We start from the raw sequence: 24,744 nt of genomic DNA, 5'->3' as shown, positions 1-24,744 counted from the left end.
ACCGCTCGCGCGGGTGTGTCAGTTCATGTCGCCCATCAGGGCGTTGACCTTCTTGCGGTACATGTAGATCGCGAGACCGGCGAGCACGGCGGCGGCCGCCTGGAAGACGATCACGCCGACGCCGTCCAGCTTCACGTCGGCCAGGCCGAGCAGACCGGTGATGCAGTCACCGGCGGTGACGGCGAGGAACCACACGCCCATCATCTGGGAGGCGTACTTCTGCGGCGCCATCTTCGTGGTGACCGACAGGCCGACCGGGGACAGGCACAGCTCGGCGACGGTCTGCACCAGGAAGATCAGCACCAGCCACCACATGGTGACCTTGGTGTCGTTGCCGGCGGTCTGGTTCAGCGGCACCGCGAACAGGAAGAACGAGAAGCCCACGAGGACCAGGGCGGCCGAGAACTTCACGATGGTGCTGGGCTCGCGGTTGCGGCGGGCCAGGGCCACCCACAGGGCGGCGAAGACCGGGGCCAGGGCCACGACGAAGAGCGGGTTCAGCGACTGGAAGACGACGGTGGGGACTTCCCAGCCGAGCAGGCTGCGCTCGGAGCTCTTGTCACCGAAGAGGGAGAGGGTCGAACCACCCTGGTCGTAGATCATCCAGAAGACGGCGGCGGCCACGAAGAACCAGATGTAGGCGCTCATCTTGGACTGCTCGCCGGCGGACAGGTCCTTGTCGCGCTTGATGCGCACGAGGACGACGACCGGGATGAGCAGACCGGCGATGGTGATCGGGTACAGGGCCCACTTGATGGTGAACATGCCGGCCGCGCCGACCGCGCCGTAGAAGACGGCGACGACGGCCAGGACCGCGAGGACCTTGACGATCACGGCCTTGCGCTCGGCCTGGCTCAGCGGGTTCGGGACGACGCTGCTTTCCGGGTTCAGCGTGCGGGCGGCGAGCAGGTAGATCACCAGGCCGACGCCCATGCCGATGGCGGCGAGCAGGAAGCCGAGGTGCCAGTTGACGGTCTCGCCGATCGTGCCGATCACGAGCGGCGCCACGAAGGCACCCACGTTGATGCCGATGTAGAAGATCGTGAAACCGCTGTCGCGGCGCGAGTCGTCCAGGCCCTTGTACAGGTGGCCGACCATCGTGGAGATGTTGGCCTTCAGCAGACCGGAGCCGAACGCGACGAGCAGCAGACCGACGAAGAACGCGATCGTGCCGGGGATGGCCAGCGCGACGTGGCCCGCCATGATCACACCGCCGGCGATGGCGACGGTCTTGCGGGCGCCCCAGACGCGGTCGCCGAACCAGCCGCCGGGCATGGCCATGAGGTAGACCATCGCCACGTACACGGAGTAGATCGCCGTGGCCGTCGCGGCCGTGAAGGCGAGGCCTCCGCCCTGGCTGCCGGTCGCGGCGTCGGCGCCGCCGGAGACCAAGTACAGAACGAGAAGCGCACGCATGCCGTAGTAGGAGAAGCGCTCCCACATCTCGGTCATGAACAGCGTGGCCAGGCCAACGGGGTGGCCGAGGAAGGTCTTCTCGTGAGCTGCGCTCGGTGAGGCCTTCGTCAGGCTGGAAGCCATGGTCGATCCTTGCTTGCTCGGGACGCTTGGCTTCGTGAGCTGTTCAGCGCCCGGTGGGGGGCGGCCGGCACCGGCGACGGATGTCCCTCCCCACGCCCTGGGGTCTCGTTCCCCGGTGTGACGGGGCGATGGGGCAGTCGTAACCGGGATCCACGCCCTCCGCGCATCCTCGCGCGCAGGGCCCGGCCCATAGGTCATTCACTGTCATCTGGGCCGGACGATGCCGACCAGAGCAGAATTTGAGGTTCTCGGCTCGGATTTGAGCGCAAATGTCCCCTCGGTAGTGCATCGGGCGTTCCGCCACCATACGACAGGGCCCCGATGCATATGGAAGGGCTTGAGATATGGATCACAGGAAAGGAGGGAACCGATCCGTCAAGTTCGAAGGTCGGTAGTAGTTCATAACCCCAGTTCGAGAGGGGTATGCAGGCAGGCGCCTCCTTTCACCCGCCGCGGACTACCATCACCCACATGACGCGTGTACTGCTCGCCGAGGACGACGCATCCATCTCGGAACCCCTGGCCCGCGCCCTGCGCCGGGAAGGCTACGAGGTCGAGGTCCGGGAGGACGGCCCCACCGCCCTGGAGGCCGGACTGCAGGGCGGCGTCGATCTCGTCGTCCTGGACCTGGGACTGCCCGGAATGGACGGCCTGGAGGTGGCCCGGCGACTGCGCGCCGAGGGCCACGGCTTCCCCATCCTGGTCCTGACCGCCCGGGCCGACGAGGTGGACACGGTGGTCGGCCTGGACGCCGGCGCCGACGACTACGTGACCAAGCCCTTCCGCCTCGCCGAGCTGCTGGCCCGCGTCCGGGCCCTGCTGCGGCGCGGCGCCAACGACGCCGCCCAGGCCCCCGCCACCCACGGCGTGCGCATCGACGTCGAGTCCCACCGCGCCTGGATGGGCGAGGAGGAGCTCCAGCTCACCGCCAAGGAGTTCGACCTGCTGCGCGTCCTGGTCCGCGACGCCGGCCGGGTCGTCACCCGCGACCAGCTGATGCGCGAGGTCTGGGACACCACCTGGTGGTCCTCCACCAAGACCCTCGACATGCACATCTCCTGGCTGCGCAAGAAGCTGGGCGACGACGCCGCCAACCCCCGCTACATCGCCACCGTCCGGGGCGTCGGCTTCCGCTTCGAGAAGAGCTGACGCGGGCCGGCGCCGCGGCCGACGGAGCGCGTTCGCCCGTTAGGGCATGCTCTAGGGCATGCGCCGCCGTCTGATCAACTCCACGCTCGCCGTGGTCCTCGTCGTGATCGCCGTGTTCGGGGTCTCCCTCGTCATCGTGGAGACCCGGACCATCACCAGCAGCGCCCAGGACCGCATCGGCTCCGAGGCGCTGCGCCTGCTGGGCGTCGTCGAGTCCGACGCCCTGGAACACCGCAAGGTCGACGCCGGCTCGCTCTCCGAGCAGCTGGACCTCGGCACGTACGCCCGCATCACCGTCCCCGGACAGCCGCCCGTCGAGGTCGGCGACCGCATCGAGGACAACGTCATCCGGGGCACCGCGCGCGGCGAACAGGGCGAGGTGGTGGTCGTCGAGGAGTCCCGCTCCACCGTCACCCGGGAGGTCGGGCGCACCCTGGCCGTGGTCGGCGCGGTGGCCCTGCTGGCCGTCGTCGCGGCCGTCCTGCTCGCCGTGCGCCAGGCCAACCGGCTGGCCTCCCCGCTGACCGACCTGGCCGAGACCGCCGAGCGGCTCGGCTCGGGCGACCCCCGGCCCCGGCACAAGCGCTACGGGGTCCCCGAGCTGGACCGGGTCGCCGACGTGCTCGACTCCAGCGCCGAACGGATCGGGCGGATGCTCACCGCCGAACGGCGCCTCGCCGCCGACGCCTCCCACCAGCTGCGCACCCCCCTCACCGCCCTGTCGATGCGGCTGGAGGAGATCACGGTCACGGACGACCTGGAGACCGTGCGGGAGGAGGCGACCATCGCCCTCACCCAGGTGGAGCGGCTCACGGACGTGGTCGAGCGGCTGCTGACCAACTCCCGCGACCCCCGTACCGGCTCCGCCGTCCCCTTCGACCTCGACGAGGTCGTCAAGCAGCAGGTGGAGGAATGGCGGCCGGCCTACCGCAGCGCCGGCCGGGCCATCGTGCGCTCCGGGAAGACCGGCATGCGGGCCGTGGGAACCCCCGGGGCGGTCTCCCAGGTCCTGGCCACCCTCGTGGAGAACGCGCTCATGCACGGCGGCGGAACGGTCGCCCTGCGCACCCGCGTGACCGGCAACCAGGCCGTCATCGAGGTCACGGACGAGGGCCCCGGCGTCCCGCCCGACCTGGGCAACCGGATCTTCGAGCGGGCCATCAGCGGCCGCAACTCCACCGGCATCGGCCTGGCCGTCGCCCGCGACCTCGCGGAAGCGGACGGCGGCCGCCTGGAGCTCCTCCAGAGTCAGCCGCCGGTGTTCGCGCTCTTCCTCAGCCGCACCGCCCCGGAACGCGCGGAGCCGGAGCGGACCGTCAGGTGACGGCCGGCGGCCGTCAGCCCTGGTGGGCCGCCGGCTCCGGAGTGCGGGTGGCGACGGGCGCCTCGTGCCCGTCGCGCTGCTCCACGACCAGCGAGGGCGCGGCCTCCGTGGGCAGGGCCTTGAAGACCCACGTCCGGTAGGACCAGAACCGGAAGACCGTCGCCACCGCCATGCCGAAGAACTTGAAGATGTTGTTCTGCAGCGAGCTGTCCAGGCCGAAGCCGTAGGTGGCGACGTAGAGCACACCGCTCTCGATGACCATGCCGATCAGGCTGAACAGCACGAACAGGATCATCTCGCGGCGGCGGCTGCCCAGGTCGCGGTCACGGTAGGTGAAGTAGCGGAACCCCACGTAGTTCGTGATGATCGCGACCACGATGGCTATCACGTTCGCGCGGACCGTCTGCAGGTCCGTGGTGCTGCGCAGCAGGTTGAAGACGCCGAAGTTGACCAGGACGCCCGCGCCGCCGACCGCGCCGAACTTGACGACTTCCCGCGCGATGCCGCGGAGGCGCTCGGACAGCGGTACTGCGTTCGGCGTGCTCATGTGATGGTTCAGTCCCTGTCAGTCGTCGTGTGGGTCGCGGAGTGAGCCGTCAGCGTCCCGCTGGGCGTGTCACCCGATCCCGTCAACCCCACCATGTTAAGTGTCACCCCGGGGGCCCGTTCGCGCCCCGGCACCCTTGCGACGCAACGCACACAAGGCCTCCGGGCCCGACCGACGGGTCCGCGCCAGGCCTGCGTCCGTATGGCGGAATACCGGCGGATACCCTGGAGAGGTGACGTTCCCGGTAGTCGGCATGGTCGGCGGCGGTCAGCTCGCCCGCATGACCCACGAGGCGGGCATCCCCCTCGGCATCAGATTCAAGATCCTCAGTGACACCCCCCAGGACTCGGCGGCCCTGGTCGTGAGCGACGTCGTCATCGGCGACTATCGCGACCTGGACACGTTGCGCGCCTTCGCGCGCGGCTGCGACGTGATCACCTTCGATCACGAGCACGTCCCCACCGAGCACCTCCGGGCCCTGGAGTCGGACGGCATCCCCGTCCGGCCGGGGCCCGACGCGTTGGTGCACGCACAAGACAAGGGGGTGATGCGCGCCAAGCTCGACGAGATCGGCGCGCCCAGCCCCCGCCACCGGATCGTGAGCGATCCGGCGGACGCGGCGGCCTTCGCGCAGGAGGTGGGCGGCTTCCCCGTCATCCTCAAGACGGTGCGCGGCGGGTACGACGGCAAGGGCGTGTGGTTCGTCCGCACGCCCGAGGACGCGGAGGCCCCCTTCAAGGCGGGCGTCCCGGTCCTCGCGGAGGAGAAGGTCGATTACGTCCGCGAGCTCGCGGCCAACATCGTCCGCTCCCCGCACGGCCAGGCCGTGGCCTACCCCGTCGTCGAGTCCATCCAGGTGGACGGGGTCTGCGACACGGTGATCGCCCCCGCCCCCCACCTCTCCGAAGCCCTCGCGGGCGAGGCCCAGGCCCTGGCCCTGCGCATCGCCAAGGAGCTCGACGTGACCGGCCACCTGGCCGTGGAGCTGTTCGAGACCACCGACGGCCGCATCCTCGTCAACGAACTGGCCATGCGCCCGCACAACAGCGGCCACTGGACCCAGGACGGCGCGGTCACCTCCCAGTTCGCCAACCACGTCCGCGCGGTCCTGGACCTCCCCCTGGGCGACCCGCGCCCCCGGGCCCGCTGGACCGTGATGGCCAACGTCCTCGGCGGGGACTACCCCGACATGTACGCGGCGTACCTGCACTGCATGGCCCACGACCCGCAGGTCAAGATCCACATGTACGGCAAGGACGTGAAACACGGCCGCAAGGTCGGCCACGTCAACACCTACGGCGACGACCTTGACGATGTGCTGGAGCGCGCACGTCACGCAGCCGGCTACCTCAGAGGAACGATCACGGAATGAGCACCTCCCCCGTCGTAGGCATCGTCATGGGCTCGGACTCCGACTGGCCGGTCATGGAGGCCGCCGCCCAGGCCCTGGACGAGTTCGAGATCCCCTACGAGGTCGACGTCGTCTCCGCCCACCGGATGCCGCGCGAGATGGTCGCGTACGGGGAGCAGGCCGCCGACCGCGGCCTCAAGGCGATCATCGCCGGTGCGGGCGGGGCCGCCCACCTGCCCGGCATGCTCGCCTCCGTCACCCCGCTGCCCGTCATCGGCGTGCCCGTCCCGCTGAAGTACCTGGACGGCATGGACTCGCTCCTGTCGATCGTCCAGATGCCCGCCGGGGTCCCCGTGGCCACCGTCTCCGTCGCCGGCGCCCGCAACGCCGGCCTCCTGGCCGTCCGCATGCTCGCCGCGCACGACCCGGAGCTGCTCGGCCGGATGCGGGAGTTCCAGCAGGAGCTCAACGACCAGGCCACCGAGAAGGGCAAGCGGCTGCGCGCCAAGGTCGCGGGCGCGGAATCCTTCGGGTTCGGCAAGTGAGCGCCGCGGACCTGCTCGCGCAGGCCCGGGAGCTCCTCGCCGAGCACCCCGTGGCCGACGGCCACAACGACCTGCCCTGGGCCCTGCGCGAGCAGGTGCGCTACGACCTCGGCCGGCGGGACATCGCCGGCGACCAGTCGGCGCACCTGCACACCGACATCCCCCGGATGCGGGCCGGCGGGGTCGGCGCACAGTTCTGGTCCGTCTACGTCCGCTCCGACTTCGCCGGCGACGAGGCCGTCAGCGCCACCCTGGAGCAGATCGACGCCGTCGACCAGCTGATCGACCGCCACCCCGACGCCCTGGCCCGGGCGCTCACGGCGGACGACATGGAAGCGGCCCGCGCCGACGGCAGGATCGCCTCCCTCATGGGCGCCGAGGGCGGCCACTCCATCAACAACTCGCTCGCCACCCTGCGCGCCCTGCACCGGCTGGGGGTGCGCTACCTGACGCTCACCCACAACGACACCATCGACTGGGCGGACTCGGCGACCGACGCACCCCGCCACGGCGGCCTCGCGGACTTCGGCCGCGAGGTGGTGCGCGAGATGAACCGCATCGGCATGCTCGTCGACCTCTCGCACGTCGCCGAGACCACCATGCGCGACGCCCTCGCCGTCTCGGCCGCGCCGGTGATCTTCTCGCACTCCTCGGCCCGGGCGGTCTGCGACCACCCGCGCAACGTCCCCGACGACGTCCTCGCGCAGCTGCCGGCCAACGGCGGCGTCGCGATGGCGACGTTCGTACCGAAGTTCATCCTCCCGGCCGCCGTCGAGTGGACCCTGGCCGCGGACGAGAACCTGCGCGCCCACGGCTTCCACCACCTCGACACCACCCCCGAGGCGATGGCCCTGCACCGGGCCTTCGAAGCCGGGCGCCCGCGCCCGGTGGCCACCGCCGCCACCGTCGCCGACCACCTCGACCACATGCGCGAGGTCGCCGGCGTCGACCACATCGGCATCGGCGGCGACTTCGACGGCACCGCCTTCACCCCGGCCGGGCTGGACGACGTCTCCGGCTACCCGAACCTGATCGCGGAGCTCCTGCACCGCGGCTGGTCCCGGGCCGACCTGGCCAAGCTGACCTGGTCCAACGCGGTACGGGCGCTGCGCGACGCCGAAGCCGTCGCCCGCGACCTGTCGGCCACCCGCGGCCCGTCCAACGCGGTGATCTGACCCGCACGCGGACGGCGGCGGACGCCGGCGGACGGCGGAGGAACAGGGGCGGGGCCGGGGTGACACCCCGGCCCCGCCCCGTCCCGTACGGGGGTACACCCGAACGCCACACTCGCCGGGCGGCACCGCCACCCCCCGTGTCACGGTGGCCCCATGTCTCCCTGCTGCCGCCGAGACCGGAGCGAATGCCATGGCCGACCTGCAGGATGAACCCCACTCCGTGGGTGTCGGAGCCGACGACGTCCCCGTCACCGCCCCCCTCATGGCGGGCGGATCCCTGGACCGCGCGGCCGCGCTGCTCGCCGTGCACCCCGTCGCCGACGGCTGCAACACCCTCGTCTGGACCCTGCGCCAGAGCCCGTACCACGACATCGACACCCCGGACACGGGCGTCGACACCGACATCCCGCGGCTGCGCGCCGGGGGAGTGGGCGCCCAGTTCTGGACCCTCCTCGTGCCGCCCGGCCCGCCCCGCGCCGACTCCTGCGCCCAGGCCGTGTGCGAGACCCTCGAACAGATCGACGCGGCCCGCGCCCTGATGCGCCGCTACTCCGACAGCCTGTACCTCGCGCTGACCGCCGACGACATGGCCGACGCCCGCAACCGGGGCCGCATCGCCTCGTTCCTCGGCCCCGTCCCCGGCAGCACCCTCACCGGCTCCCTCGGCGCGCTGCGCGCCTTCCACGCCCTCGGCGTGCGCCTCATCGCCCCCGCCGGGGCGCCCTGGGCCGACGAGGGCCTGACGGCCTTCGGCCACGAGGTGGTCAAGGAGGCCAACCGGCTCGCGATGCTCCTCGACCTGACGGGCTGCACGCCCGCCGCCGCCTGCCAGCTCACGGCGGCCTCCAAGGCACCGGTGATCATCTCCAACACCGGCGCCGCCTCGCTCAACCCGCACCCGGACAACGTCACCGACGAGGTCCTGCTCGCGCTGCGCGCGGCGGGCGGCCTGGCGATGGTCACCTTCGACACCGAGCGCACCGGCGACTCCCTGCACGCCGTCGCCGACCACGTGGAACACGTACGGGCCCTCGCGGGCCCCGAAGGCGTCGGCCTCGGCGCCGCCTTCGGCGCCGAACCCGGAAGCCCGAGGCCGGCCGGACTCACCGACCCCTCGGGCTACCCGCGGCTGATCGCGGAACTCCTGGAACGGGGCTGGTCGGAAGCCGACATCACCCTGCTGACCTGGGGCAACGCCCAGCGGGTGCTGCGCGAGGCGGAGTTCACCGCCCGCGCCGCACAGCACCGGGGCCCCACGCCCTAGACGGCCTGCGGAGCGCCCTGCGACTCCGGCTGCCGCAGCGCCGACTTCGACAGCACGGTCGCCTTCCACAGCCGCACGCCGGACCACACCGTCGCGTAGAGCAGCAGGCCGTTGCGCGTGCAGAGCAGGATCGTGCCCAGCGTGCTGTTGGTGAGGATGTCGGAGCCGTAGCAGATCGGGAAGATCAGCGTGGTCAGCGCGTTCGCGGCGACCAGCAGCCAGGCGATCGGACGCTGGGTGGTGTTCTTCGAGGTCAGGCAGACGGCCGCGAGGCCCAGCAGCCAGATCATGTACTGCGGGCTGATGACGCGGCTGGTGACCGTGAAGACCATGATCGCGCAGAGCGCGGCGTCGAACGGCGTCGCGCTCGACCAGCGGTTGGCCTTCACGCGCCACAGCAGGAGCAGCAGGAAGCCGGCCACGGTCAGCCCCAGCGAGGCCCGCGCGATGCTCGACACGTACGGACCGACGTACTCGAAGGCCCCGTACTGGAAGTTGACCTTGCCCGGCCACAGGTCCAGCAGCCGCGCCGCCATCAGCGCCGAACCGCCCAGCGACTCGATCTGCACGCCGCGGTCGCCCTGGTTGCCCAGGAAGCCCAGCGTGTCCTTGAACAGCAGCGCGAAGACCGCCAGCAGCGCCGCCCCGGAGAGCGCCGCCGCGACGAAGGCGTCCCGCGTGGACTTGCCGCGCGGGGTGCCGAGCAGGGTCAGCAGCGGCCACACCTTGACCATCGCCCCGATACCGGCGATGACCCCGCCGACCCGGGGACGGTGGCGCATCGCGAGCAGCGCGAAGACCGCGAGCAGGGTGACCTGGATGTCGTAGCGGGCGAACGGGGTCGCCATCATCATCGGCAGCGTCACCAGCCACACCAGCGCACCGGCCATGCTGCCGTCGCCGCGCCGCGCCGCCCGCATCAGGCCGAGCAGCACCACGCCGTCGCAGAGCACCGTCAGGGCGACGAAGGCCTGGAAGTAGGTGAGGAACGGCAGCAGGTCCGGGGAGAGGAAGATCGCCGCGGCCGCCGGCGGGTACTGCCACATGATGTCGTTGTGCGGCAGCGTCCAGTGGACGAGGACGTTGTACCAGTTGTGGTAGGTCGCGGTGACCTCCACCCGGACGACGTTCGAGCTGAAGAAGTCGTTGACGAGCATCCAGAGCATCGCCGCCCTGGAGGCCAGCCAGAAGCCCGCGATGCCCAGCAGGGCGCCGCGTCCTCGCATGGCTGCTTCGAAGGATCCCCGCCGGTCACGCGTGGCGGGCGCCGCCGTCGCGGATGCGGTGGGGTGGGCTGTGGGGCTGCTGGTCGTGGTCATCGGCGCGAAGTCTACCCAGTCATTTATTCCACTTCCTTGACTGAGATCCTTCAAAAGTGGGTACCCGTATACGCCCTGGCCGGCCCCGCGCCCCCCACGTCCCTTACGCCTGCGGGCGCCCCATGGCCCGGTAGGTCCACCCGGCCGCGCGCCAGCGCAACGGGTCCAGGGCGTTCCGCCCGTCCAGCACGAGCCGGTCCGTGACGACCGCTCCCAGCTCTTCGGGGTCGAGCTCGCGGAACTCGCGCCACTCGGTGAGGTGCAGGACGACCTCGGCCCCGCGGGCGGCCGCGAGCGCGGAGTCGGCGTAGCCGAGGGTGGGGAAGACGCGGCGCGCGTTGTCCATGCCCTTGGGGTCGTAGACGGTGACCTGGCCGCCCTGGAGGTGGATCTGCCCGGCCACGTTCAGCGCGGGGGAGTCGCGCACGTCGTCCGAGTCGGGCTTGAAGGTGGCACCGAGCACGGCCACCCGCTTGCCCAGGAACGACCCGCCCACGGCCTCGCGGGCCAGCTCGACCATGTGGCCGCGGCGGCGCATGTTGATGGAGTCGACCTCCCTCAGGAAGGTCAGCGCCTGGTCGGCGCCCAGCTCGCCGGCCCGGGCCATGAAGGCGCGGATGTCCTTGGGCAGGCAGCCGCCGCCGAAACCGATGCCGGCGCGCAGGAACTTGGAGCCGATCCGCTCGTCGTGGCCGATGGCCTCGGCCAGCTTGACGACGTCGCCGCCGGCCGCCTCGCACACCTCGGCCATGGCGTTGATGAAGGAGATCTTGGTCGCCAGGAAGGAGTTGGCGGCGGTCTTCACCAGCTCGGCCGTCGGGAAGTCGGTCACCACCAGCGGGCTCCCCTCCGCCATGGGCGTCGCGTACACCTCCCGCAGCAGCTTCTCGGCGCGCTCGCCGCCGACCCCGACCACGATCCGGTCGGGGTGCAGGGTGTCCTGCACGGCGAAGCCCTCGCGCAGGAACTCCGGGTTCCACGCCAGCTCCACGTCCGCGCCCGCCGGGGCCAGCGCGGCGAGCTTCCCGGCGAGCCGCTCGGCCGAACCCACCGGCACGGTGGACTTGCCCACCACCAGCGCGGGCCGGGTGAGGTGCGGGGCCAGGGATTCCACGGCCGAGTCCACGTAGCTCATGTCGCAGGCGTACTCACCGTGCTTCTGGGGGGTGTTCACGCACACGAAGTGCACGTCGCCGAAGTCCCCGACCTCCTGCCAGGACTGCGTGAACCGCAGCCGCCCGGTGGACCCCGGCAGCCCCGCGACGTGCCGGGCGAGCAGGTCCTCCAGCCCGGGCTCGTACATGGGGACCCGGCCCGAGGCCAGCATCTCGATCTTCTCCGGCACCACGTCCAGCCCCAGCACCTCGAAGCCGAGCTCGGCCATGGCCGCGGCGTGCGTGGCGCCCAGGTAGCCGGTGCCGATCACGGTGATCTTGAGGGGGGCCATGGGAGCTCCAGAGGTACGGGGCCGTGTGCGGCCCCCGAGCATAGTCGGGCCGCTCCCGGGGGACGTTCCCAGGAGTGTCCGGCTGTCACGCAGCTCACGTACGCGCCACATATCGCTGCACCGGGGCCGGGAACTAGAATTTGGGTTACTTAACGGTAGTTAGCATCCCGCGCCGAACGCCTTCCGGTGGCACACCGCTGCCGGAGCGTCACTCGGCGCCGCACCTGGGGAGTGAAAGATCTTGGCGGGTTCTGCCGACTTCGACCTGTACCGCCCGGCCGAGGAGCACGACATGCTCCGCGAGTCGGTCCGCGCGCTCTGCGAGGCGAAGATCCTCCCGTTCGCGGCCGCGGTCGACGAGGAGGCCCGCTTCCCGCAGGAGGCCCTCGACGCCCTCGTCGCCAACGACCTGCACGCCGTCCACGTGCCCGAGAGCTACGGCGGCGCCGGCGCCGACGCCCTCGCCACGGTCATCGTGATCGAGGAGGTGGCCCGCGTCTGCGCCTCCTCCTCCCTGATCCCGGCCGTGAACAAGCTCGGCTCCCTCCCGGTGATCCTCTCCGGCTCGGAGGAGCTCAAGGCCAAGTACCTCGGCCCGCTGGCCAAGGGCGACGCGATGTTCTCGTACTGCCTCTCCGAGCCCGACGCGGGCTCCGACGCGGCCGGCATGAAGACCCGCGCGGTCCGCGACGGCGACTTCTGGGTGCTCAACGGCGTCAAGCGCTGGATCACCAACGCCGGTGTCTCCGACTACTACACGGTCATGGCCGTCACCGACCCGGAGAAGCGCTCCAAGGGCATCTCGGCCTTCGTCGTCGAGAAGTCGGACGAGGGCGTCTCCTTCGGCGCCCCGGAGAAGAAGCTCGGCATCAAGGGCTCCCCGACGCGCGAGGTCTACCTCGACAACGTCCGCATCCCCGCCGACCGCATGATCGGCGCCGAGGGCACCGGCTTCGCCACCGCGATGAAGACCCTCGACCACACCCGCATCACCATCGCCGCCCAGGCCCTCGGCATCGCCCAGGGCGCCCTGGACTACGCGAAGGGCTACGTCCAGGAGCGCAAGCAGTTCGGCAAGCCGATCGGCGACTTCCAGGGCGTCCAGTTCATGCTCGCGGACATGGCCATGAAGATCGAGGCCGCCCGCCAGCTGACCTACGCGGCGGCCGCCAAGTCGGAGCGCGTCGACTCCGACCTCACCTTCTTCGGCGCCGCGGCCAAGTGCTTCGCCTCGGACGTCGCGATGGAGGTCACGACCGACGCGGTCCAGCTCCTCGGCGGCTACGGCTACACCCGCGACTACCCGGTCGAGCGCATGATGCGCGACGCGAAGATTACCCAGATTTACGAAGGCACGAACCAGGTCCAGCGGATCGTGATGGCCCGCAACCTGCCGTAACGCGTCCCACCCGCCGCATCCCGACGACAAGGCCCCCGGCGTCAGCCGAGGGCCTTGTCGCGCTTGCGCCCGCCTGCGGAGCGCGGGCGTCCGGGCGGTGAATGCGAAGGGTTCCTTTGTAACGATTCCGATCCAGCGGGTGGGGCCGGCCGTGGTGTGCGCCCCTGGCGGGGGGCGTGCTGCCGTTGGAGGGGGCACCCGCCGGGCCGGCCGGCGGGGTGCCGGGCGGCGGCGGATCCGGCGGCCCGGGTTCCGGGGCTGAACAGCGGCTCTTCGTCCCGCCGCGGTGCGTGGGGACCGTATATAGGGGACGGGCCGGGGGCCTTGTACCCGCATCGTGCGCAACCCGCCGTAACCGGAACGTTGCCGGAGGCGGGCCGGGCGGGGCTCCACCGGGCTTTGCACCGTGCAGGATGGGCTAACTTTGAAGCTTCGTACGCCTGAACCGGTTGGGGAGAGAACAAAATGACGGAAGCGATCCTGCTGGTCGGCGGGCAGGGGACGCGTCTGCGCCCCGTGACGGTGAACACCCCCAAGCCGATGGTTCCGGCAGCGGGCGTCCCGTTCCTCGCCCACCAGATAGCCAGGGCCGCCGCCGCCGGTGTCACGCACATCGTGATGGCCACCTGCTACCTCGCCGAGGTCTTCGAGCCCTACTTCGGCGACGGATCCGACTTCGGCATCACCCTCGAGTACGTCGTCGAGGACGAGCCCCTCGGCACCGGCGGCGCCATCCGCAACGCCGCCCAGCGCCTGACCGGCGGCCCGGACTCCCCCGTCCTCGTCTTCAACGGCGACATCCTGACCGGCCTCGACATCGCCGGCCTGGTCGAGTCGCACCAGGCGGCCGACGCCGACGTCTCCCTGCACCTCGTGCGCGTCGAGGACCCCCGCGCCTTCGGCCTGGTCCCCACCGACGCCGACGGGCGGGTGCTGGCCTTCACCGAGAAGCCCGAGACCCCCGAAGAGATCATCACCGACCAGATCAACGCCGGCTGCTACGTCTTCCGCCGCAGCGTGATCGACTCCATTCCGGCCGGCCGGCCGGTATCCGTCGAGCGCGAGACCTTCCCCGGCCTCCTCGCCTCCGGTGCCAAGCTGCACGGCGTCACCGAGGACACCTACTGGCTGGACCTCGGCAAGCCGGAGTCCTTCGTCCAGGCCTCCGCCGACCTCGTGCGCGGCATCGTCTCCTCCCCGGCCGTCCCCGGCCCCCGCGGCGAGGCCCTCGTCCTCCCCGGTGCCCAGGTGGCGGAAGGCGCCAAGCTGACGGGCGGTACCGTGGTGGGTGCCGGCGCCCGGATCGAATCGGGCGCTGTCGTCCAGGGATCCATCGTGCTGGACGGCGCGATCCTCGGCACGGACACGGTGGTGAACGCCAGCCTCATCGGCGCCGGCGCCTCGGTGGGTTCGCGCACCGTCGTGACCGGTGCCGTCATCGGTGACGGTGCCGTCGTAGGGGCTGACAACGAACTTCGCGCGGGGGTGCGGGTGTGGTGCGAGGCAGAACTGCCCGACGCAGCCGTCCGCTTCTCCTCCGACCGGTGACCAACTTCAGTGAGGCATAACCCTGTGATAGGCGAGCAGCAGACTCCCCGCAAGACCGACGTTGCCACCACCAAGCTCCCCGACACCTGGGCGCACACCCCCCTCACCGTGGTCATGCCGACCTACAACGAGGCGGGCAACCTCCCGGGCATGGTGGAGCTGCTCATGGGTCTCGACCAGCCGGGCCTGCGCCTGCTGATCGTCGACGACTCCTCGCCCGACGGCACCGGCAAGATCGCCGACGAGCTCGCGGAGGGCTACCTCACCGAGGACGGCAAGCCGCGCATGTCGGTCCTGCACCGCACCGCGAAGGACGGCCTCGGCCGCGCCTACGCGGCCGGCATGGCCAAGGCCGTCGAGGACGGCGCCGAGTACGTGCTCCAGATGGACGCGGACGGCTCCCACCCGGCCGGCAAGATCGCCGAGATGCTGGGTGTGGCCCGCTCCACCGGCGCCGGCCTCGTCGTGGGCTCCCGGTACGTGCCGGGCGGCACCCTGTCCAACGCCTGGGGCGCGCACCGCAAGCTGCTCTCCCGCTGGGCCAACGCGTACGCGAGCACCATCCTCGGCACCCGCGTCCGCGACATCACGGGCGGCTTCAACCTGTGGAGCGCGGCCGCGCTGAAGGCGATCGACCTCGCGTCGATCGGCAGCGCCGGCTACAGCTTCCAGGTGGAGATGAAGTACAAGGCCCTGCGCCGCAACTTCCAGGTGATGGAGGTCCCGATCCACTTCGAGGACCGCACCGTCGGCGAGTCGAAGATGAACCTGGCCGTGCAGCTGGAGTCCATCGCGATGCCGTGGAAGCTCCGCGCCGCGGCGGGCAAGAAGTAGTCGGTCGTACGGACCGCGAGCAGAAGGGGCGCCCCCCGGCCGGGGGGCGCCCCTTCCGCCGTGTCCGGCGGGCCGTCAGGACCCGGCGTCAGGACCGGCGTCAGGACCGGCGTCAGGGCCCGGCGGGCGCCGGACGGCGTTCCAGGAAGCGCTTGAGCCGGCGGGCCACCGGGCGTTCCACGAAGCGCTGGATCAGCCAGGAGGCCAGCAGCATCACGGCCATCGCCGACAGCATCAGCGTCCAGGGCTCGACGTCGCGGTGCCACTGCCGCAGCATGGTCAGGCCGGCCTGCTGGTGCAGCAGGTACAGCGGGTACGACATGGCTCCCGCGGCCGGCAGCCAGCGCCAGTCGATCCGGTCCAGCCACCCCAGGGCCACGGCCGCCATGACCACGTAGCACAGGGTGATGACGAGCAGGCACATCTCCCAGGACAGCCGGTCGCCCTTGACGGTGTTCCAGCGGACGATGTCGTTCAGCCAGCGCTGCATCAGCAGCCAGGAGAACACCAGCAGCGCCCACGGCTCTCCCGCCCGGGGCCCCTCGCGCCGGATCAGGTAGAAGCAGATGCCGGAGATGAACAGCGGGGAGTAGTCCGGGTTGGCCAGGACGTCGAGGACCGGCAGGCCCGAGCCCGGGGCGAGCAGCGAGGCGACGGTCCAGATCCAGCAGAAGTTCAGCACCTTGCGGTAGGTCAGCCCGGTCCAGGCCACCACCGCGAAGATCAGGTAGAAGCGGACCTCGGACCACAGCGTCCAGTACGACGCGTCCAGCGGGGCGGACCCCAGCGGGGTCTGTACCATCGTCAGGTTCGTCAGGATCTGGCTGAGGCCCGGCCCGGCGCCGCCGAAGGGCTTGCCGAAGGACAGCAGCACGCCCATCGTGACCAGGACGCAGAACCAGTACGCGGGCGCCAGGCGGACCACCCGGCTGCGCAGGTAGCTGCCCAGTGGCCGCCCCCAGGCCGACATGCAGATGACGAAGCCGCTGATCATGAAGAACAGCTCGACGCCCATCCAGCTGTAGCGGCCGACGACGGTCAGCCACCCGAACGCGTCACGGCCCCACACCTCTTGACGGGTGTAGTGGTGGAGGAGCACCAGCACCGCGGCGAGGATCCGCAGCCCGTCCAGGACCCGCAGCCGGCGCCCCGTTCCCGGCGCGGGCGGCCGCGCCTGTTCCGGCAGGAGGGGCAGGACGGAAGGTCTGTCGCCGTCTTCCCGTCGCTCTTCGAGGACGCGCGGGGACGGGTGCAGGGACATGAAGGGCTCCACGGGCAGGACGGACGCATGCCCGGTCGGTCGACGGCCGCACCGGAACACGGGCCCGGCCGCGGTATCCCCCCGGCGGTCGGGCCGCAACAGTCTTACGAGAAAACCATCGCACTGTCCACAACGCCCGAGGGGGGATGCGCGGCGCCCTCACCCGTTCAGCGGCCGGCCGGCGCCCGGCTCACTGCCCCTTGACGGTGACCTTCTGGTCGTTCTGGATCTCCTTGACCAACTGCTGGACCTTCGGCTTGTCCCAGACGAGGTTGCCGCCCCGCTGACCGGAGATCGGCATGTTCATCGACACGCCCTCACCGCTGTTGACGCCCTTCATGGCGAAGAACATCTCGCCCATGTCCCACAGGGACATGTCCTTGTCGACGATGAGGGTGTCCAGGCCGGCGCCCATCACCGGGTAGAGGGAGAACGGGTTGAGGACGGTCCCCGGGGTGGCGGCCTGGCTGGCGAGCGCCGACAGGAACTTCTGCTGGTTCTTCGTCCGTTGCAGGTCCGACTCGGCGAAGGCGTACCGGGTGCGGACGAAGGCCAGCGACTGCTCGCCGTTGAGGGTCTGGCGGCCCGCCTTGAAGTCGGCGCCGGACTTCTCGTCCTTGAAGCCCTTCTCGATGTCCAGCTCCACGCCGCCCAGCGCGTCCACGATGTTGGCGAAGCCGGCGAAGCCGATCTCGGCGTAGTGGTCGATGCGCAGGCCGGTGTTGAACTCGATGGTGCGGACCAGCAGCTCCGGCCCGTCGTCCGCGTACGCGGCGTTCAGCTTGGTCCGCTTGCCGGTGCCGGCGTACTTCTTGCCCGACTGGGAGCCGACGAAGGAGGGGATCTCCACGTCGGAGTCGCGCGGCAGCGAGACCATGGTGTTCCCGCTGGAGCACTTGGCCAGGACCATCATCGAGTCGGTGCGCTTGCCCTCGGCGGAGCCCGTGTGGAGCTTCTTCTTCTCCTCGTCGGACATGCCCTCGCGGCTGTCGGAGCCCACGATCAGGTACGTCGTGCAGTCGCCCTCCTTGGGCCGCTCGATCACCTTGGACAGGTCGACCTCGCGGCGGACCTTGGAGTCGGCCCAGAAGTAGGTGCCGACGGTGGTCACCACCAGCGCGGAGACCAGCACGATCGAGCCGATCTTGATGCGCTTGCGCCAGTCGACGGTGCGCCCGGGCCCGGGGCGGCCGGGACCGCCCGGGCCGCCGGGACCCTCGGGACGCCCCGGGCCGCCGGGGCCGGAGGGGCGCCCGTAGACCTGGCCGGTGCTGTACCCGCTGTCGTACGACGCGTCGGGGCCCGGCCCCTGCTGCTGCGGCACCCCGTAGCCGGAACCCGGGCGGCCGCCCGGCGGCGGGGCCTGCGGCGGGACCGGCGGCCGCACGGGGCGCTGCCCGGGACGGGGCTGCGACTGGGGAGGCCGGGGGGCCTGCGGCTGGGGAGGCCGGGGGGCCTGCGGCTGCCGCTGGACGTGGCGCATCCGCTGCGCCCCGTCCGGCTGCGCCTGCCCGCTGCCGCGCCCGTACCCGTCATCGCGGCGGCCGCGCGCGTCGCGCTCGCCGCCGAAACCGTCCCAGTCACTCATGCGCACAAGGATGCCCGGCCGGGAGTGCCGCAGGACACCCCGGTGGGGTGTTCGTACCGGGGCTGTTGCAGACCTGATGCCTCCGGGCCGCACTTAAGGTGGCTGTATGACACAGATATCCGAGGCACCGGAGGGCAAGCCGATCTCGGCGTCCCGGACCACCCTCAGCCACATCATGACCGCGGCCGACACCAACCTCCTCGGCACCGTGCACGGCGGAGTGATCATGAAGCTGGTGGACGACGCGGCCGGCGCCGTGGCGGGCCGCCACTCCGGCGGGGCCGCCGTCACCGCCTCCATGGACGAGATGGCCTTCCTGGCCCCCGTCCGCGTCGGCGACCTGGTCCACGTCCGGGCGCAGGTCAACTGGACCGGCCGCTCCTCGATGGAGATCGGCGTACGGGTCCTCGCGGAGCGGTGGAACGAGTCCACCCCCGCCACCCAGGTCGGCAGTGCCTACCTCGTCTTCACGGCGGTGGACCCCGAGGGCAAGCCCCGCCAGGTCCCCCCGGTGATCCCGGAGACCGAGCAGGACGAGCGCCGCTACCAGGAGGCCCAGATCCGCCGCACGCACCGCCTCGCCCGCCGGCAGGCCATCAAGGAACTCCGCGAACGGCGCATCGCCGAGGGGCTCGACGAGGACTGAGAGCCGCACCCAGCCGTGTGGGGTGGGCCACTGAACGGCCGTCGGGCGGCGCCCGCGCACGGGCTCCGCCTAGAGTGTCGTGCGACGTCCGGGGGGAACGTCGGCCCCAGCCGGACCCCACGCGGAGCTGCTCTCTGATGACACCTGCCACGCCAGCCCCCGTTCTGCTCGACGCCGTACCGGTCCAGCAGGAGCAGCGGGACAAGAGCCGCGCGCGCCGCCCGCGCCTCTACGTCCTGGACGCCCTGCGCCTCATAGCCGCGCTCTCGGTCGTCGCGTTCCACTGGACCGGCGTGAACCTCCACCCGGAGGTGTGGGGGCAGAAGCCGAAGGCGCTGATGCCCACGGTGAACGGCATCACCGCGTACGGCTGGATGGGGGTCCAGCTCTTCTTCCTGATCAGCGGCTTCGTCATCTGCATGTCGTGTTGGGGCCGCTCGCCCAAGGACTACTTCATCTCCCGGGTGGTCCGGCTCTACCCCGGCTACTGGTTCGGTGTCATCGCCACCGCCCTGGTGGTGAACTTCGCCGCCACGGTCCGGGCGAGCCGAAAGCCCCTGAGCTTCAGCGAGCTGCTGGCGAACCTCACGATGCTGCAGAAGCCCCTGTGGGTGCCCGACGCGGACGGCGTCTACTGGACCCTCTGGGTCGAGCTCCGCTTCTACCTGCTCTTCGCCGTCGTCGCCGTCATGGGGCTCACCTACCGCCGGGTGCTGGTGTTCTGCGGGATCTGGACGATGCTGGCCGTGATCACCCCGTACACCCAGATCGGCCTGATGGACCTGCTGTTCATGCCGAACGACGCCCCGTACTTCATCGCGGGCGTGGCCATGTACCTGATCTACCGGTTCGGGGTGAACCCGATGCTGATCGCGGTCGTGGCCTTCTCCTGGCTCATCTCCCAGAACCGTCTGCACGCCACCCTGGGGGCCTACAGGCACGAGGTCGGCTACAACCTGTCGTGGAACGTCGCCGCGGTCATCACGGCCGTGTTCTTCCTGGTGATGCTGGCGGCCGCCACGGGTCTCCTCAACGGGATCCAGTGGAAGCGGCTGACCGTCGCCGGCGCCCTCACCTACCCGGTCTACCTGCTGCACCAGGAGATCGGCTGGGCGCTGATCCGCTGGGGCCGCGACCACGGTCTCGCCCCGTACCCGCTGCTCGCGCTGTGCCTGGCGGCGATCCTGACCCTGGCCTGGCTGGTCCACCGCTTCGTCGAGCGGCCCGGGTCGGCGTGGCTCAAGCGGATGCTGGAGAGCGGAAGGTTCTCGCTGCCGAAGACGGACCCGCCGGTCCTGTCCCGCTAGGGCCCGTCGTCAAAGTCCCGTCGTCGCCCGGAGGGCAGACGGGAGTCTGACGACAGGCCCTAGGGCCGCCCGGTCCGGTGCCGGGCGCGATTGGGTGCGGTCCGCAGCCGCGACTTACCCTGTGACGTCGAGCGAGGTCCGGAGAGCCCCTGCGCCGAAGCCCCTCAGCCGATCCGACGGATCCCGGAAGGTACGACCAGATGACCAGCAGCACCACGGCGCCCGAGGCCGCCGCAGGCTCCGGCCGGCCCCTTCCGCACGGGGGAGCGGGCCGCCCGGACGTCTCGCTCGCGGCCCGTACGGCCCGCTACGACTGGCTCTGGGCCGCCCTGCTGACCCTGGCCGTCGCCTGCGTCGGCATCGGGCGGGCACAGCCCTGGCGGGACGAGCTGGCGAGCTGGAACGCCGCCACGCGCAGCACCGGCGAGCTGGTCGGGATGCTGGGCCACGTGGACGCCGTGTCCGGCCTCTACTACCTGCTGCTGCACGGCTGGGTCTCCGTCTTCGGGGACTCCACCGCGATGCTCCGCCTCCCGTCGGCGCTGGCCATGGCCGGCGCGGCGGCCTTCGCCGTGCTGACGGCCCGACGGCTCTTCGACCGCCGGACGGCCGTCTTCGCCGGCCTGCTCTTCGCCTTCCTGCCGGCCGTCTCCCGGTACGGCCAGGAGGCGCGTTCGTACGCCTTCGTCGTGCTGGCGGTCAGCGCCGCGACCTGGCTGCTGCTGCGCGCGCTGGAGCGGCCAGCCCCGCGGCGCTGGGCGCCGTACGCCCTCGCGGTGGCGGCGGCCGGTCTGTTCCACGTCGTGTCGCTGCTCTTCCTGCTGCCGCACGGCCTGATCGTGCTCCTGCGCTGGTGGCAGGAGCGCAAGGGGCGCGCCCTCGTCGGCTTCGCGGTGACGGTGGCGGTGGCCCTGGTGCCGGTGGTGCCGCTGGTGCTGCTGGGGCAGCGCCAGGCGGGCCGCCAGATCGGCTGGATCAAGACCCCGCACCTGCGCGGCATCGCCGACCTCTGGAACAACCTGTTCGGCTCCCCGACGATCGGCCTCGCCGTCGCCGCGGTGGCGCTGCTGCCGCTCGCCTGGAGCCGCGGCCGGCGGCCCGCGGTGGAGCTGCTCCTGGCGGGGGCGGCCCCGATCCTGGCGGCCTGGGTGGTCTCCCAGGGCAGCACCTCGTACTTCATCGACCGCTACGTCCTCTTCACCCTGCCCGCGTGGACGGTGCTCGCGGCGGCCGGTCTGGCCGCGCTGCGGCCGCGGGTGGCCGGCGCGCTGGCCCTGGCCGCGGTGGTCCTCCTCGGCCTCCCCGACCAGCGGCAGCTGCGCACCGAGTGGGCCAGGGTCGGCCTCGACGGCGAGGCGGCGGCGCGGGTCATCTCGCAGGGCTACCGGCCCGGGGACGGGTTCGTGCCCGTACGCGGCGGCGACCGCGTGTTCATGATCGATTTCCAGGTGGAGTACTTCCTGCCGGAGAACGTCCGGCTCAGGGACGTCTTCGCGGAGCGCTCGGCGGTGGCGAGCGACGACCTGTTCCCGAAGGAGTGCGCGCAGCCCGTGCGCTGCCTCGGCTCCACCCAGCGGGTGTGGGTGGTGACCTGGAGCGGCACGAAGAACCCGTACCACAAGCTCCCGAAGGAGCAGGCCGACGCGCTGGCGGCCCACTACCGGGTGGCGGAGAGCAGGACGGTCCGCGGCCTGGAGGTCTCCCTGCTGGAGCGGGTCAAGTAGCGGCGGCCCGGGCGGTGGCGGGCGATGCGGGCGGTGGCGGGCGGGGGCGTGGGCGGGGGAGCTACTTCCCGCACACCACCTGGTCGCCGGTGACCACGCCGAACTCGCCCTGGTAGGGGTCCTCGGCCCGCACCGGTACGACCTTGCCGTAGTCGGAGCCGGCGATCACGAGCACCGTCCGGCCCTGGCCGGCGACCGCGCGCAGCTCGCTGCCGGGCAGGGCCGTGGCCACCGTGCGGGCGGAGCGGTCCCAGCGCGGGTCGTACGAGATCACCGTGCGCCGGACGTCGCGGCCGGCGCCGTTGCCCGGGGTGCCGGTGGTGTCGAAACCGGTGGCGCGCAGGGCCGCGTCCACCCGTCCGCCCAGCCCGTCGATCCGGGTGCCGTTCTCCACCTGGACCCGGATCTGCTGCGGGGGCACGTCGACCGGGACGGCCGTCGGCGTCGCGGGCGCCGCCGGCCGGTCCGCGGGCCGGCCGGGACGGGGCGGGGCCAGCGGGCGGTCCTCGCGCAGGGACTCGAAGAGCTGGGCGGCCTTGTGGTCGTCCCACTTGACCGTCGAGCCGATGCCCTTGACCGGGTACGAGGCGTCCCCGATCGGGACGGAGGCGAACTCGGACGAGGAGGGCGTGAACCCGCGCATCGCCTGCCCCAGCGCCAGCATCTGCTCGGAGCCGAAGTCCCTGTCGGCGCGCACCGAGCCCAGCAGGGTGGAGCTGACCTCCTTGAACTTCACCGGGTTGAGCAGCACCCCGCCGCCGGTGGCCTGCTTGATCAGGGCGGCGACGAACCGCTGCTGGCGCTGCATCCGGCCCAGGTCGGAGGCCCCGTCGACATGGCGGGAGCGGACGTACTGGAGGGCCTGGCCGCCGGTGAGGCGGTGGGTGCCGGGCAGCAGGTGCAGGCCGGTGTTCTGGTCGTTGAGGGCCTTGGCGGTGCAGATCTCGACCCCGCCCATCGCGTCGACGGTCCGCATGAAGCTGGTGAAGTCGACCTCCAGATAGTGGTCGATCTTGACGCGGGTCATGTCCTCGACGGTCCGCACGGTCAGGTTCGGCCCGCCCTCGGCGTAGGCCGCGTTGAGCTTCACGGGGTGCGCCCGGTGGGGTTTTCCGGTGACCGGGTCCTGGTGTGCGGGGAGCTCGGCGTAGCTGTCGCGGGGCAGGCTGACCACGCTGGCCCGCTGCCGGTCGGCGGACAGGTGCACCAGCATGATCGTGTCCGTGCAGTGGCAGGGCTCCCCGCCGAGCCGGTACTCGCGCTTCTCCTCCGGGGTGATCTTGTCCCGGCCGTCGGTGCCGACCAGCAGGAAGTTCACGCCGTGCCCGGCCTGCGGACGGTTCTTCATGTCCTTGAAGGGGTCCACCCGTTCGATGCCGGTGTCCAGGCCGGTCATCACGGCGTGCCCGACGGCCCCGGACCCCAGTACCACCAGGGAGACCCCGGCCGCGATCCGTACGCCCCACCGGGGCCGGTCGCGCCGGCCGCGGGCCGTCCCGCCGCGCCCGCCGCCCTTCCGTGCGCGCTGCGGCTGGGCCGGCCCGGCGGGCCGGGTGGGGCGGTGCGGCTGGGGCACGGGGGACACCTCCCGGTACGTCGGGCAGATTCATCGGAACAGTAGGCCCATACGATCAGCGTCTGTCCGTATCGTTCGTCCGCCGCGCTTCCGTTTCCCCCGTACGCGGTAACGTGACACCGCTACCCGACCGTGAAGGACGACATGCCCGCCCAGCAGCCCGCAGTCTCGGTGATCATGCCGGTGCTCAATGAGGAGCGCCATCTGCGCGACTCCGTCCGGCACATCCTCGGGCAGGAGTACGCGGGTGAGATGGAGGTGGTGATCGCACTCGGCCCGTCCACGGACCGCACCGACGAGATCGCGGCCGAGCTCGTCCGAGAAGACCCCCGCGTCCACACCGTCCCCAACCCCACCGGACGGACCCCCGCCGCCCTCAACGCGGCGATCGAGGCCTCGCGCCACCCGATCGTCGTCCGCGTCGACGGCCACGGCATGCTCTCCCCGAACTACATCGCGACCGCCGTCCGCCTCCTGGAGGAGACCGGCGCGCAGAACGTCGGCGGCATCATGCACGCCGAGGGGGAGAACGCCTGGGAGGACGCCGTCGCCGCCGCGATGACCTCGAAGATCGGCGTCGGCAACGCGGCCTTCCACACCGGCGGGCAGGCCGGCCCGGCCGAGACCGTCTACCTCGGCGTCTTCCGCCGCGAGGCCCTCGAACAGCAGGGCGGCTACAACGAGGAGTTCATCCGCGCCCAGGACTGGGAGCTGAACTTCCGCATCCGCGGGGCGGGCGGACTGATCTGGTTCTCGCCCGAGCTGAAGGTCCGGTACCGCCCGCGGCCCTCCGTCCGGGCCCTGGCCAGGCAGTACAAGGACTACGGCCGCTGGCGGCACGTGGTCGCCCGCTACCACGCCGGCTCGATCAACCCGCGCTACCTGGCCCCGCCGGCCGCCGTCTGCGCGATCGCCGCCGCGGTGGTCGCGGGCGTCGCCGTCACCCCGTGGGCGTTCGCCGTCCCGGCCGGCTACCTCGCGGCGATCACCGCCGGGTCCGTCCCGGCCGGCAAGGGGCTGTCGCCCAGGGCCCGGGCGCGGATCCCCGTGGCCCTCGCGACCATGCACATGTGCTGGGGCTACGGCTTCCTCACCAGCCCGCGCTCGCTCGCCCGGAAGGTCATCGCCAGCCGCCGCCCGTCGGTGCGCCGTGACCCCTCCCCGGTCTGAGGCACCACGCGAAGGGGGTGGCCCGGTCCGC

20 protein-coding genes are annotated in these 24,744 nt (G+C 71.5%); 13 read left to right on the top strand and 7 right to left on the bottom strand.

The features are described 5' to 3' along the window. Positions 1-18 precede the first annotated feature (18 nt). Positions 19-1,539: an oligopeptide:H+ symporter gene (locus tag AB0469_RS09670; protein ID WP_366450792.1), complete on the bottom strand. Its 1,521-nt coding sequence runs from the start codon at positions 1,537-1,539 to the stop codon at positions 19-21. Between the two features lie 471 nt (positions 1,540-2,010). On the opposite strand from AB0469_RS09670, the gene AB0469_RS09665 reads away from it, so the two are divergent. Continuing rightward, on the top strand, positions 2,011-2,688 hold the full coding sequence (locus AB0469_RS09665; RefSeq protein ID WP_042812873.1) for a response regulator transcription factor: 678 nt from the start codon (positions 2,011-2,013) through the stop codon (positions 2,686-2,688). Positions 2,689-2,746: 58 nt separating this feature from the next. Next, positions 2,747-4,012 carry an ATP-binding protein gene (locus AB0469_RS09660; protein ID WP_366450791.1) on the top strand — a complete coding sequence of 422 codons (1,266 nt, stop codon included), beginning with the start codon at positions 2,747-2,749 and terminating at the stop codon, positions 4,010-4,012. Between the two features lie 13 nt (positions 4,013-4,025). Here the strand turns inward: AB0469_RS09660 and AB0469_RS09655 are convergent, their stop codons facing one another. Further along, on the bottom strand, positions 4,026-4,559 hold the full coding sequence (locus tag AB0469_RS09655; protein ID WP_366450790.1) for a GtrA family protein: 534 nt from the start codon (positions 4,557-4,559) through the stop codon (positions 4,026-4,028). 232 nt (positions 4,560-4,791) lie between these two features. Between AB0469_RS09655 and AB0469_RS09650 the strand changes: the two genes are divergently transcribed. From AB0469_RS09650 to AB0469_RS09635, 4 genes are all read left to right on the top strand, one after another. Then, positions 4,792-5,931, top strand: coding sequence for a 5-(carboxyamino)imidazole ribonucleotide synthase (locus tag AB0469_RS09650; RefSeq protein ID WP_366450789.1), 1,140 nt, complete (start codon positions 4,792-4,794; stop codon positions 5,929-5,931). Continuing rightward, positions 5,928-6,455 carry a 5-(carboxyamino)imidazole ribonucleotide mutase gene (purE, locus tag AB0469_RS09645; protein ID WP_366450788.1) on the top strand — a complete coding sequence of 176 codons (528 nt, stop codon included), beginning with the start codon at positions 5,928-5,930 and terminating at the stop codon, positions 6,453-6,455. Before AB0469_RS09650 ends, purE begins: the two co-directional genes overlap by 4 nt. Further along, on the top strand, positions 6,452-7,630 hold the full coding sequence (locus tag AB0469_RS09640) for a dipeptidase (RefSeq protein WP_366450787.1): 1,179 nt from the start codon (positions 6,452-6,454) through the stop codon (positions 7,628-7,630). The genes purE and AB0469_RS09640 overlap by 4 nt, the downstream gene beginning before the upstream one ends. A gap of 190 nt (positions 7,631-7,820) precedes the next feature. Continuing rightward, positions 7,821-8,894: a dipeptidase gene (locus AB0469_RS09635; RefSeq protein WP_366450786.1), complete on the top strand. Its 1,074-nt coding sequence runs from the start codon at positions 7,821-7,823 to the stop codon at positions 8,892-8,894. Here AB0469_RS09635 and AB0469_RS09630 read toward each other — a convergent pair. Then, entirely contained in the window at positions 8,891-10,213 is a 1,323-nt protein-coding gene (locus AB0469_RS09630) for a glycosyltransferase family 87 protein (RefSeq protein WP_366450785.1), read from the bottom strand. The genes AB0469_RS09635 and AB0469_RS09630 overlap by 4 nt on opposite strands. Positions 10,214-10,316: 103 nt before the next feature. Further along, positions 10,317-11,660, bottom strand: coding sequence for a UDP-glucose/GDP-mannose dehydrogenase family protein (locus tag AB0469_RS09625; RefSeq protein WP_366450784.1), 1,344 nt, complete (start codon positions 11,658-11,660; stop codon positions 10,317-10,319). Between the two features lie 241 nt (positions 11,661-11,901). Between AB0469_RS09625 and AB0469_RS09620 the strand changes: the two genes are divergently transcribed. The 3 genes from AB0469_RS09620 to AB0469_RS09610 all read left to right on the top strand — a co-directional run bounded on the left by AB0469_RS09620 (position 11,902) and on the right by AB0469_RS09610 (position 15,441). After that, entirely contained in the window at positions 11,902-13,059 is a 1,158-nt protein-coding gene (locus AB0469_RS09620; protein ID WP_366450783.1) for an acyl-CoA dehydrogenase, read from the top strand. 465 nt (positions 13,060-13,524) lie between these two features. Next, the gene (locus AB0469_RS09615) at positions 13,525-14,607 is read left to right on the top strand and encodes an NDP-sugar synthase (protein WP_042812865.1); all 1,083 of its coding nucleotides are present in this window, start codon (positions 13,525-13,527) and stop codon (positions 14,605-14,607) included. Between the two features lie 24 nt (positions 14,608-14,631). Further along, on the top strand, positions 14,632-15,441 hold the full coding sequence (locus AB0469_RS09610; RefSeq protein ID WP_042812864.1) for a polyprenol monophosphomannose synthase: 810 nt from the start codon (positions 14,632-14,634) through the stop codon (positions 15,439-15,441). 112 nt (positions 15,442-15,553) lie between these two features. Here the strand turns inward: AB0469_RS09610 and AB0469_RS09605 are convergent, their stop codons facing one another. Continuing rightward, entirely contained in the window at positions 15,554-16,702 is a 1,149-nt protein-coding gene (locus AB0469_RS09605; RefSeq protein WP_366450782.1) for an acyltransferase, read from the bottom strand. 190 nt (positions 16,703-16,892) lie between these two features. Beyond that, positions 16,893-18,290, bottom strand: coding sequence for an LCP family protein (locus AB0469_RS09600; RefSeq protein ID WP_366450781.1), 1,398 nt, complete (start codon positions 18,288-18,290; stop codon positions 16,893-16,895). A gap of 106 nt (positions 18,291-18,396) precedes the next feature. Here AB0469_RS09600 and AB0469_RS09595 point away from each other — a divergent pair, with 106 nt between their 5' ends. From AB0469_RS09595 to AB0469_RS09585, 3 genes are all read left to right on the top strand, one after another. Beyond that, complete coding sequence (locus AB0469_RS09595) at positions 18,397-18,936, top strand: acyl-CoA thioesterase (protein ID WP_366450780.1); 540 nt, start codon at positions 18,397-18,399, stop codon at positions 18,934-18,936. A 137-nt stretch (positions 18,937-19,073) separates the two neighbouring features. After that, positions 19,074-20,243 carry an acyltransferase gene (locus AB0469_RS09590; RefSeq protein WP_366450779.1) on the top strand — a complete coding sequence of 390 codons (1,170 nt, stop codon included), beginning with the start codon at positions 19,074-19,076 and terminating at the stop codon, positions 20,241-20,243. A gap of 200 nt (positions 20,244-20,443) precedes the next feature. Continuing rightward, complete coding sequence (locus AB0469_RS09585) at positions 20,444-21,967, top strand: glycosyltransferase family 39 protein (RefSeq protein ID WP_366450778.1); 1,524 nt, start codon at positions 20,444-20,446, stop codon at positions 21,965-21,967. A gap of 61 nt (positions 21,968-22,028) precedes the next feature. Here AB0469_RS09585 and AB0469_RS09580 read toward each other — a convergent pair whose 3' ends face one another. Then, on the bottom strand, positions 22,029-23,543 hold the full coding sequence (locus tag AB0469_RS09580) for an LCP family protein (protein WP_366450777.1): 1,515 nt from the start codon (positions 23,541-23,543) through the stop codon (positions 22,029-22,031). Between the two features lie 144 nt (positions 23,544-23,687). Between AB0469_RS09580 and AB0469_RS09575 the strand changes: the two genes are divergently transcribed. Beyond that, a complete protein-coding gene (locus AB0469_RS09575) occupies positions 23,688-24,713 on the top strand; it encodes a glycosyltransferase family 2 protein (protein ID WP_366450776.1) in 1,026 nt (341 codons plus the stop codon). The last annotated feature ends 31 nt before the right edge of the window (positions 24,714-24,744 follow it).

The organism is Streptomyces sp. NPDC093801 (assembly GCF_040701585.1).
In the GTDB taxonomy this organism is placed as follows: domain Bacteria; phylum Actinomycetota; class Actinomycetes; order Streptomycetales; family Streptomycetaceae; genus Streptomyces.
Note: the sequence above shows the minus strand (reverse complement) of the source record. Positions and strands in the feature narration are given on the sequence as shown.

What these genes read in the sequence shown, in the direction of transcription:
- AB0469_RS09670 (WP_366450792.1), bottom strand. Translation starts at nt 1,539, where the DNA reads ATGGCTTCCAGCCTGACGAAGGCCTCACCGAGCGCAGCTCACGAGAAG.
- AB0469_RS09665 (WP_042812873.1), top strand. Translation starts at nt 2,011, where the DNA reads ATGACGCGTGTACTGCTCGCCGAGGACGACGCATCCATCTCGGAACCC.
- AB0469_RS09660 (WP_366450791.1), top strand. Translation starts at nt 2,747, where the DNA reads ATGCGCCGCCGTCTGATCAACTCCACGCTCGCCGTGGTCCTCGTCGTG.
- AB0469_RS09655 (WP_366450790.1), bottom strand. Translation starts at nt 4,559, where the DNA reads ATGAGCACGCCGAACGCAGTACCGCTGTCCGAGCGCCTCCGCGGCATC.
- purE (WP_366450788.1), top strand. Translation starts at nt 5,928, where the DNA reads ATGAGCACCTCCCCCGTCGTAGGCATCGTCATGGGCTCGGACTCCGAC.
- AB0469_RS09635 (WP_366450786.1), top strand. Translation starts at nt 7,821, where the DNA reads ATGGCCGACCTGCAGGATGAACCCCACTCCGTGGGTGTCGGAGCCGAC.
- AB0469_RS09630 (WP_366450785.1), bottom strand. Translation starts at nt 10,213, where the DNA reads ATGACCACGACCAGCAGCCCCACAGCCCACCCCACCGCATCCGCGACG.
- AB0469_RS09625 (WP_366450784.1), bottom strand. Translation starts at nt 11,660, where the DNA reads ATGGCCCCCCTCAAGATCACCGTGATCGGCACCGGCTACCTGGGCGCC.
- AB0469_RS09615 (WP_042812865.1), top strand. Translation starts at nt 13,525, where the DNA reads ATGACGGAAGCGATCCTGCTGGTCGGCGGGCAGGGGACGCGTCTGCGC.
- AB0469_RS09605 (WP_366450782.1), bottom strand. Translation starts at nt 16,702, where the DNA reads ATGTCCCTGCACCCGTCCCCGCGCGTCCTCGAAGAGCGACGGGAAGAC.
- AB0469_RS09600 (WP_366450781.1), bottom strand. Translation starts at nt 18,290, where the DNA reads ATGAGTGACTGGGACGGTTTCGGCGGCGAGCGCGACGCGCGCGGCCGC.
- AB0469_RS09595 (WP_366450780.1), top strand. Translation starts at nt 18,397, where the DNA reads ATGACACAGATATCCGAGGCACCGGAGGGCAAGCCGATCTCGGCGTCC.
- AB0469_RS09590 (WP_366450779.1), top strand. Translation starts at nt 19,074, where the DNA reads ATGACACCTGCCACGCCAGCCCCCGTTCTGCTCGACGCCGTACCGGTC.
- AB0469_RS09585 (WP_366450778.1), top strand. Translation starts at nt 20,444, where the DNA reads ATGACCAGCAGCACCACGGCGCCCGAGGCCGCCGCAGGCTCCGGCCGG.
- AB0469_RS09575 (WP_366450776.1), top strand. Translation starts at nt 23,688, where the DNA reads ATGCCCGCCCAGCAGCCCGCAGTCTCGGTGATCATGCCGGTGCTCAAT.